Annotated in this window: 1 pseudogene; it reads left to right on the top strand. The window is 37.9% G+C overall.

Annotation, left to right across the window (positions count from 1 at the left end):
• Window positions 1-559 (top strand): annotated as a pseudogene (locus AMN95_RS02175) (beta-ketoacyl synthase N-terminal-like domain-containing protein); the annotation flags it as partial.
• Window positions 560-612: the final 53 nt, after the last annotated feature.

Below are 612 nucleotides of genomic sequence, written 5' to 3'. Positions count from 1 at the left end.
TATTCATTTTCGATTTACGGATGATCAAATTAAGAAATTTAAAAGTACAACTGGAATTGTAATGGGTTCTGGTGGTCCATCAATCGAAAATGTAATTTTAGCTGCAGACAAAACTAGAGCTAAAACTCCAAAGTTAATGGGACCGTTCATTGTTCCAAGAACAATGGCAAGTACAGCTTCTGCAACTCTCGCTGTGCCATTCAAAATAAAAGGAACTAACTACACAATGAGTTCAGCATGCGCAACTAGTGGACACTGTATTGGAAACTCTATGGAATTAATTCAAATGGGTAAACAAGATGTTGTATTTGCTGGCGGTAGTGAGGAAATTCACTGGGCCATGACAGCGATGTTTGATGCTATGACTGCTCTATCATCAAAATATAATGATGCGCCAGAAACAGCATCAAGAGCTTATGATAAAACTAGAGATGGATTTGTAATTGCTGGTGGTGGTGGAGTTTTGGTGCTTGAAGAATACGAACACGCTAAAGCTAGAGGAGCTAAAATATATGCAGAATTAACCGGTTATGGAGCAACTTCAGATGGATATGACATTTGAGATTATGCTCTTTGTACTCTTCTGAAAAAGTGATACCGGATTTTGAGTTT

This window comes from Candidatus Pelagibacter communis, from assembly GCF_001180185.1.
GTDB classification, from domain to species: domain Bacteria; phylum Pseudomonadota; class Alphaproteobacteria; order Pelagibacterales; family Pelagibacteraceae; genus Pelagibacter; species Pelagibacter ubique_F.
Note: the sequence above shows the minus strand (reverse complement) of the source record. Positions and strands in the feature narration are given on the sequence as shown.